A 6,993-nucleotide genomic window follows, 5' to 3' on the forward strand; every position below is an offset into this window, starting at 1 on the left:
GATAACCGCCCAGCCTGCCATGACTAATCATGAGTTTGCAGCCGCTCAGCAGCCCCCTGCCCCAAGCATCCAAGGCCAATCAAGGTTGCTTTCACTGCTTCATCGAGCGGGGTATGCGGCTCCCCGCCCAAGGTTGCCATTAAGTATGCGTTATTCATGCGCACGGGGTAACGCCAAAGATAGCGCATCTCAAGCAGCTCACGCAGCGTTTCAACAAATGGTGACATCAAGCGTATCAGCCACCACGGAAAGCGACGAAGCCTGGGCCGAAGGCCGCCATCCGCCTCGATAACACGGCAAATGGCTGCCGACATTTGCGTACCATCGGCATCCCAATGCCCTGCCATATGAAAGGAAGCAAAAGGGGGGAGTTTATCCCTGCACGCCAGCAGCCCGACCATGGTACGCGCCACGTCTGGCAGATAAGACCATTGATGGCCGATGCCACGATCGTTTGGCTGTGCGATCGCCACCACCGCCTTTCCCGGCTTGATCAGCCCTTGTGAGAACCAATTATTACCCACCTTGGGGCCAAAAAAATCGCCGGCTCGCACAATAATGACCCGCGCCCCCTGATGCGTGGCGGCCTGCAAGCGCCGCTCCATCTCAACACGTATTTCGCCTTTGCGCGTTGGCGGATGCTGCGGCGCATCTTCAGCCAGCAAGGGGAATGCATCAAGGCCGTAATTGTAGATCGTACCCGGCAATACGATGGTCGCGTGTTCGGAGATGGCCGCAGCGATCGTGTTATCAAGCATGGGCAGCACAAGCTCCCCCCAGTTACGATAGCCGGGGGGATTCACCGCATGCACAATGGCAGAACAACCACGTGCTGCCTCAAGCACATCGTCCCTATTTAGCGCATCACCGCAAAGCCAGCGAATGCCATCCTTTAATTCCGCCTGCACCGTCATCCCGCGCTTAAGTGCCCGCACCTCCCAGCCTGCATCACGTAGCTGACATGCGACTTCTCCGCCAATTCCACCTGTTGCACCGAGTACTAATGCCACTTTATTTGTGTTTACCATGATCGTTCTCCATCTGTTTGAACAAAGTTGTGATGGAGAGATTCTGGAGCGGATGAGGTAAAAAAGAAATTGCCGAACTTAATGTAGCTGCTATACATTTATGCATGGACAATGATATTGCTTGGGAACTCTGCCGCTCTTTTCTGGCCGTGCTGCAAGAGGGTTCGCTCTCTGGGGCAGCACGCTCCTTGGGCATCACCCAGCCCACGGTCGGCAGACATATTGCAACCCTTGAGAAATCTCTGGGTGTTGCTCTTTTTACGCGCTCACAAACGGGCTTAATCCCCACTGAGGCGGCACTTGCAACCCGCAGCCATGCCGAGTTAATGAAGAGTGCCGCCGCAGCATTCCAACGCGCCGCCGAAAACCAGGGTGACGGCGTAAAAGGAACGGTACGTGTATCGGCCAGCGAAGTGATCGGCGTTGAGGTGCTGCCCGCAATCATTGCGGATCTGCAGCAGCGGCACACCCAGCTGAAGGTAGAGCTGGTTCTGACCAATCGTTTGCAAGATTTGCTGCACCGTGAGGCCGATATTGCGATCCGAATGACGGCCCCACAACAAGACTCGCTGATTGCACGGCAAGTTGGCACCGTAACGCTTGGTTTGTACGCGCACAAAAACTATCTGGAACAGCGTGGTTTCCCTCAGGCGCTTCCTGATTTAACAGATCACTTACTCATTGGCTTTGATGAGGAAACGCCCTTTATACGTGCCGCCCGCAGGCAGCACCCCGAATGGAAGCGCCAGGCGTTTTCTTTGCGCACCGATAGTGATATCGGCCAGCTGGCACTCATCCGCTCGGGCTGTGGCATTGGCGTGTGCCAGGAGGCACTCGCTCAGCGTAACCCTTTGCTGATCAGGGTACTGCCTCAGCTATTTGAACTCAAATTAGAAACCTGGGTTGTCATGCACGAAGATCTTCGCCATAGCCCGCGCTGCAAAGAGACCTTTGACGCACTGGTCAAAGGGCTGGCAAACCATGTGAACTAAGCGATGTTCATAGCACGGTGCAAGGGTGTTAATCAGAGTGCAAAGCTTTGCAGGGTAGTGGCGAACAAAGTGCTGACACAGAAGCTAAGTAACGATCAAACCCAATGATAGAAATATCCATTCATTATCAAGTCAGCACCATCCATGGCAAAAGTTAAAATACTGTAACTTTATCAAAAACATATGGCACCTTGCCCTGAAGCAACAGGGGCAAAAACAAGCTTAAATCCTGCAATGCTAAATAATCGCCTAGCCGATAAAGACAAATTTAATCTCATACTGACTATTTTATTCATCACAGAGAAATTAAATCAGCAGGACTATCGTACCTATCCTAAGCTGCAAGTTACAGTAAATATCAGGTATTGATGAATGAGTGGAGTCCAGATACCACTTTAAAAAACGGGGCGTAACCGAAAAGCCTTACGAGTAGGATGTGACAAGGAGATTTTTATGAGTGATACCGCAATAGAAAGCTCGTCAGCAGATTACGAAGTCACTGTATCGTCCCCCGCAACAACAGAGCAGGTCATTGAATTCTTGAGATCTAAAGGCTTTACTGGAAATGTTGGCATTAATCCCAATTATCCAGGCGTGATTTGGTTTGGTTCTTAAGGACTAAGCCATAACATAAATATCAAAGCCCACTTTCGTGGGCTTTGATATTTGGGCGATAAACAAGATTCATGATATTGCCAGCAACGCAGCACAAACTAGATTACCGCCCGAATCAGGGGCTAATCCCACATGCAGGGCTGATTAGGCTGCTCAGCGGTAATTTTCATATGACTGCGCTAACTCATACCCATTGCTGGCTGCAAACTTCTTGTGAGTAACCTTTGCAATTGCCAACAGACTGGCCACACGCGGCACAAGAAGAAACCAGCCAAAATCGCCAACAGGAGATGCTGCGGATGTCCCGAACCGGGACGAGTGTGAAACATACTCAGCAGCGGTGATATTTTGAAAGAAATAACCATAAAACGTAATGTCTACTCCCGGGGGTATTAGCCCGGACAGGCGCAGGCTAATGTAGTCGGCCGCCACGACCAGAATCTGAAGAGCAAAGCACACACACATAAGAAATATGAGGTCCAGGAAGTTTGCCCTTCTCCCAGATTGAAGCGACGCAACGGCAAAGCCACTTACAGCGCAAAATGCCAGGAGAACCGCCCCCACAGGAACAATAAACCAAAGCGTAATGGAAAAGATGTCATATCCCAACCCCCGCTGAACAGCGAAATTCAGAGCAACAGTAAGCAGGAGCGTAACTACGCAAAGTATCCAGGCTTTGAAAGGGGAAAAATCAATCGAAATGGTTTGGCTCATGGCAATTTACCAAGGATGAAATGCGAACATTCATTAAACGAGATGCGCAGCCAGCCTCAATACGTCCCTAATAGCGCAGTGTTGCTTGCCCAAGTTTCAAACTTCGCGGGAGATATAAAGCAGACTCTCACATTTCAACAAAAATGCTGCATTTTACATTCTTACTAAGAAATTACGACTAATTCAACAAGTCACCGTTGTAAAAGTGACAAGCCTGCCTGATCAAGCGTTTGCAACGCTAGTCAGCGAAAGGCTCTTTCAGTAATGATTGGGGATATTGTTTAAAGCGGCAGACAGCGGGGCCTGCCAGCGTGCATCAGTACATCGTAATTTTTTTCCTCAACAAAAGCCCCTTGCAACGCTTAGCTTTTGCGTTACCCCTGCCTTACGTCATCGCCGCGCCAACCGCTTGCCGCACCGGTATCCCCGCTGGATCAAAGCCTTCAAGGCAATGAACATTAATGCCCAAGTTGTCTGGGGTAACACGTTTGCGGTGGAAGGGGTAGATGCCACAGACCTTACAAAAGAAATGGCGCGCAGTTTTGGTATGAAATTGATATTCGGTCAGCGCCTCTTCCCCTGCAATCAAACGGAACTGGCTTTCATGCACCTTTACCATGAGCGCGTTTTTCTTGCTGCAGATAGAGCAATCGCACATGGTCAGCTCGGGGAAATCGGTTTCAATCTCAAAACGAACAGCACCACAATGGCAGCTGCCAGCGTATTTTTGCATTGGACGGGCCGACATAGATTCTCCGCAGTAAATGGCTACATGATGACAACAGACTGAATATGGATCGAGTATTGCAGAAAGCCAGTGATGCGGATAGAGCAGAATGTATAAGTCTTTGCATCAGTTTGCAGCCCCCTCCTTTTGCAAAGAGGGAGCCAGAGCACAGCTGTAAAACACACCTGTGCAGACATGGCCTGAATGCGCGGTAAGCCAGCCCGACCTAAACCAGCTTGCTTTAGGGCAGCGCAAACTGGATTAAAAAATCAATGAAACTGACGCACTTCTACCGGCGCACGGCAGGCCACGGCGGCTTTGCGGCCCCATGCTATGGCTTCTTCCAGATTGGCCACTTGCAACACCCAAAAGCCGCCGACATGCTCGGTGGTATTCAGGTATGGCCCTTCGCTGACCTGCAGCTGGCCATTAGCCTGCAAGCTGATGGATTTTGCGTGCGCTGCCGAATGCAGACCACCAACAAAAACGCGGACACCCGCAGCCACCATTTCATCATTAAGTGCGTCGATGGCAAGACCCATGGCCGGATCTTCTGAAATGGATGGATTGTAGCCACTGGGGCGGTGGATAGATAAGCAATACATTGCCATGTGATTTCCTGCTGGTGATTGAGAAAAACGCTGATTGTTTCAGCTCAGTCATTTTTGCTCAGGCGCAAACGCCTACTCAAAACCATTTTGAAAAAGCAGCTCCGCCTGATCAGGCTGCACACTAAAGCCGAAATAATGATCAAGAATGTTTTGCATTTCATCCGCGCTCTGAATTATTTTAACGCTGCTATCTATTTTACTGCGAAGACTCAATTGCCGGTTATGCAACACTAGGCGTTGCATGCCATCGATACGTGTAACCATCAGATCACGCAAAAAAATTGATTCATTTGCGGTTGCCGCAAAATAATTACCAACATGGCAATCCGGCGGATAAGCGCTGGTTAAATCAAACCAATATAAATTATTCCATTCGCCTTTTATTTCACGCTGCAAATACCAGCCTGCAGGTGTTTGCTCGGGCAATAAACGATATTGATCAATGCCCTGATCAAACACCACGCCTGCCTGCAATGGAACAGGCTCACAAATCCCTCCTCCGCCAAAGCCCGCATCTAATAGCCACGTTTGCCCTTCCTGCTCCACCGTCATAATTAAGTGCGATCTGGGGCGCTCTTGCACCCGCTCTTTATTCAGTAATACCCGCGCCATATGCAGAGTTGTTTTCAAACCGAGGTGATTTAATAGTGATGCGAACAGCGTATTAATTTCGTAGCAATATCCGGGGCGGCCTTGAATTAATAGTTTTTCAACTAATGCATCATGATTCAACTCAGGGAGATTGCCCAGCAAGAGATCAACATTGCCAAATGCAATGGATTCAACATGCCGCCTTTGTAAAAAAGCCAGCCCTGCCCGATCAAGCGTTGGCCAGCTTATCAGCGAAAGGCGTTTTAAATAGTGCTCAAGCCAAGTCATAACAATATCTTTTCAGGCTGCAGACACCCAAGATTGTACTGATGAGTTAGTGCTTTGTAATTAAATGGATTAACCCGCGCTAAGGAATGCTCCCGGCCTGAAAATGAATAAAAATATCCGCCTTAAATAAAATCAGCCACATCACAAAGCCACCGGCCCACAAGCGTGCGGTGTAACTTCTGCCACTCAATAGTCTTGAACCCTGAGCCAATATTCTGGTCTATTTTCTTTTTCCAAACGCCGCACGCAAGAGGAATACTTTGCCTGACCACCCCACAAGCTCCGTCCCCACCAGCGATTCGGACTGCTGGATGCTTATTTTTATTGCATGGCTGATTGCCGCCAGCGGCACACTCGGTGCTTTATTTTTTGGCGAAGTGATGGGACTTCCCCCCTGCACCCTGTGCTGGTATCAGCGAATTTTTATGTTTCCGCTGGCCATCTTCCTGCCGCTGGCGCTGTTTCCAACAGACACTAAAGTCGCCCGCTATGCCTTGCCTTTAGCGCTGATCGGCCTTGGATTTGCAGTTTTCCACTGGCATTTACAGCTGGGCCTGATTTCGCCCTCTGCCAGCCCTTGCGCCCAAGGCTCATCCTGCTCTGAAATCGAAGCCGAATGGCTGGGCTTTCTGACTATTCCACTGATGTCGGTCTGCGCCTTTGCGCTGATCAGTATTTCTTTATTCGCTACATTAATTCAGGGTAAGAAATGAAGCAAAAAATCATTTTTATCATCGCAGCGCTGATTTTATTAGCGCTATTTATTATTGGAACGCTGGCCTTTAAAAACAATCAGCAGTCGGCCGCTCAATCCAACATCCAAGTCAATCAGGAAGCCTTAATGCGCATGCATTCGCCCATCATTGGCGCGCAAAATGCCAAGGTAACGATTGTTGAATTTATTGATCCCGCTTGCGAAGCGTGTGCGGCGTTTTACCCTTTTGTAAAAGAGCTGATGGCCAAAAACCCAGAGCAAATTCGCCTTGTAATGCGTTACGCCCCATTGCATCAGGGCGCAGACCAGGTCATTGCCGTATTAGAAGCCGCGCGTAAACAAGGGAAATACTGGCCAGCACTAGAAATTGTGCTTGCTACGCAAGATAAATGGACCCAAAACCACCAGGCCAATGCCAATCTCGTTCTGCCGCTGCTCGCCCCGCTGGGGCTGGATATGGCGCAATTACAAACAGATATGCAGTCAGACAGCATTCAAATGCTGATCCAGCAAGAAAAGGCCGACGCACAAGCGCTGGGCGTAAATAAAACGCCAAGCTATTTTGTAAATGGCAAGCCATTGCAAAGCTTTGGTTATCAACAATTGAGTGATTTAGTGAATGAAGCGCTAAATCAGTAAACAAACCGCAACAAAAAAATAGCCCCTATGCTTACACAGGGGCTATTTTTTATGCATTTTTGAGCCGCTAAAC

The 6,993-nt window shown here is 49.4% G+C and carries 9 protein-coding genes; 4 read left to right on the forward strand and 5 right to left on the reverse strand.

Annotation, left to right across the window (positions count from 1 at the left end):
• Positions 1 to 23: 23 nt before the first annotated feature.
• The gene (locus tag DYD62_RS15205) at positions 24 to 1,028 is read right to left on the reverse strand and encodes an NAD(P)H-binding protein (protein ID WP_115228147.1); all 1,005 of its coding nucleotides are present in this window, start codon (positions 1,026 to 1,028) and stop codon (positions 24 to 26) included.
• 104 nt (positions 1,029 to 1,132) lie between these two features.
• Here DYD62_RS15205 and DYD62_RS15210 point away from each other — a divergent pair, with 104 nt between their 5' ends.
• Both DYD62_RS15210 and DYD62_RS23670 read left to right on the forward strand, forming a co-directional pair.
• Positions 1,133 to 2,020, forward strand: a complete 888-nt coding sequence (locus DYD62_RS15210) for a LysR family transcriptional regulator (RefSeq protein WP_115228148.1) — start codon at positions 1,133 to 1,135, stop codon at positions 2,018 to 2,020.
• A 453-nt stretch (positions 2,021 to 2,473) separates the two neighbouring features.
• A complete protein-coding gene (locus tag DYD62_RS23670) occupies positions 2,474 to 2,635 on the forward strand; it encodes a hypothetical protein (RefSeq protein ID WP_165928790.1) in 162 nt (53 codons plus the stop codon).
• A 153-nt stretch (positions 2,636 to 2,788) separates the two neighbouring features.
• Here DYD62_RS23670 and DYD62_RS15220 read toward each other — a convergent pair whose 3' ends face one another.
• The 4 genes from DYD62_RS15220 to DYD62_RS15235 form a co-directional block, all read right to left on the reverse strand.
• Positions 2,789 to 3,349, reverse strand: coding sequence for a hypothetical protein (locus DYD62_RS15220; RefSeq protein ID WP_115228150.1), 561 nt, complete (start codon positions 3,347 to 3,349; stop codon positions 2,789 to 2,791).
• Between the two features lie 385 nt (positions 3,350 to 3,734).
• A complete protein-coding gene (locus DYD62_RS15225) occupies positions 3,735 to 4,097 on the reverse strand; it encodes a GFA family protein (protein ID WP_207916799.1) in 363 nt (120 codons plus the stop codon).
• 248 nt (positions 4,098 to 4,345) lie between these two features.
• Positions 4,346 to 4,687 carry a YciI family protein gene (locus DYD62_RS15230; protein WP_115228151.1) on the reverse strand — a complete coding sequence of 114 codons (342 nt, stop codon included), beginning with the start codon at positions 4,685 to 4,687 and terminating at the stop codon, positions 4,346 to 4,348.
• 72 nt (positions 4,688 to 4,759) lie between these two features.
• Entirely contained in the window at positions 4,760 to 5,566 is an 807-nt protein-coding gene (locus DYD62_RS15235) for an arylamine N-acetyltransferase family protein (protein WP_115228152.1), read from the reverse strand.
• A 311-nt stretch (positions 5,567 to 5,877) separates the two neighbouring features.
• Between DYD62_RS15235 and DYD62_RS15240 the strand changes: the two genes are divergently transcribed.
• A complete protein-coding gene (locus DYD62_RS15240; protein WP_115228153.1) occupies positions 5,878 to 6,279 on the forward strand; it encodes a disulfide bond formation protein B in 402 nt (133 codons plus the stop codon).
• Positions 6,276 to 6,920: a DsbA family protein gene (locus DYD62_RS15245; protein ID WP_115228154.1), complete on the forward strand. Its 645-nt coding sequence runs from the start codon at positions 6,276 to 6,278 to the stop codon at positions 6,918 to 6,920. The genes DYD62_RS15240 and DYD62_RS15245 overlap by 4 nt, the downstream gene beginning before the upstream one ends.
• Positions 6,921 to 6,993 lie beyond the last annotated feature (73 nt).

The sequence above is a fragment of the Iodobacter fluviatilis genome (assembly GCF_900451195.1).
GTDB lineage: Bacteria > Pseudomonadota > Gammaproteobacteria > Burkholderiales > Chitinibacteraceae > Iodobacter > Iodobacter fluviatilis.

Coding starts and splice junctions, on each gene's coding strand:
- DYD62_RS15205 (WP_115228147.1), bottom strand. CDS start 1,028: ATGGTAAACACAAATAAAGTGGCATTAGTACTCGGTGCAACAGGTGGA.
- DYD62_RS15210 (WP_115228148.1), top strand. CDS start 1,133: ATGGACAATGATATTGCTTGGGAACTCTGCCGCTCTTTTCTGGCCGTG.
- DYD62_RS23670 (WP_165928790.1), top strand. CDS start 2,474: ATGAGTGATACCGCAATAGAAAGCTCGTCAGCAGATTACGAAGTCACT.
- DYD62_RS15220 (WP_115228150.1), bottom strand. CDS start 3,349: ATGAGCCAAACCATTTCGATTGATTTTTCCCCTTTCAAAGCCTGGATA.
- DYD62_RS15225 (WP_207916799.1), bottom strand. CDS start 4,097: ATGTCGGCCCGTCCAATGCAAAAATACGCTGGCAGCTGCCATTGTGGT.
- DYD62_RS15230 (WP_115228151.1), bottom strand. CDS start 4,687: ATGGCAATGTATTGCTTATCTATCCACCGCCCCAGTGGCTACAATCCA.
- DYD62_RS15235 (WP_115228152.1), bottom strand. CDS start 5,566: ATGACTTGGCTTGAGCACTATTTAAAACGCCTTTCGCTGATAAGCTGG.
- DYD62_RS15240 (WP_115228153.1), top strand. CDS start 5,878: ATGCTTATTTTTATTGCATGGCTGATTGCCGCCAGCGGCACACTCGGT.
- DYD62_RS15245 (WP_115228154.1), top strand. CDS start 6,276: ATGAAGCAAAAAATCATTTTTATCATCGCAGCGCTGATTTTATTAGCG.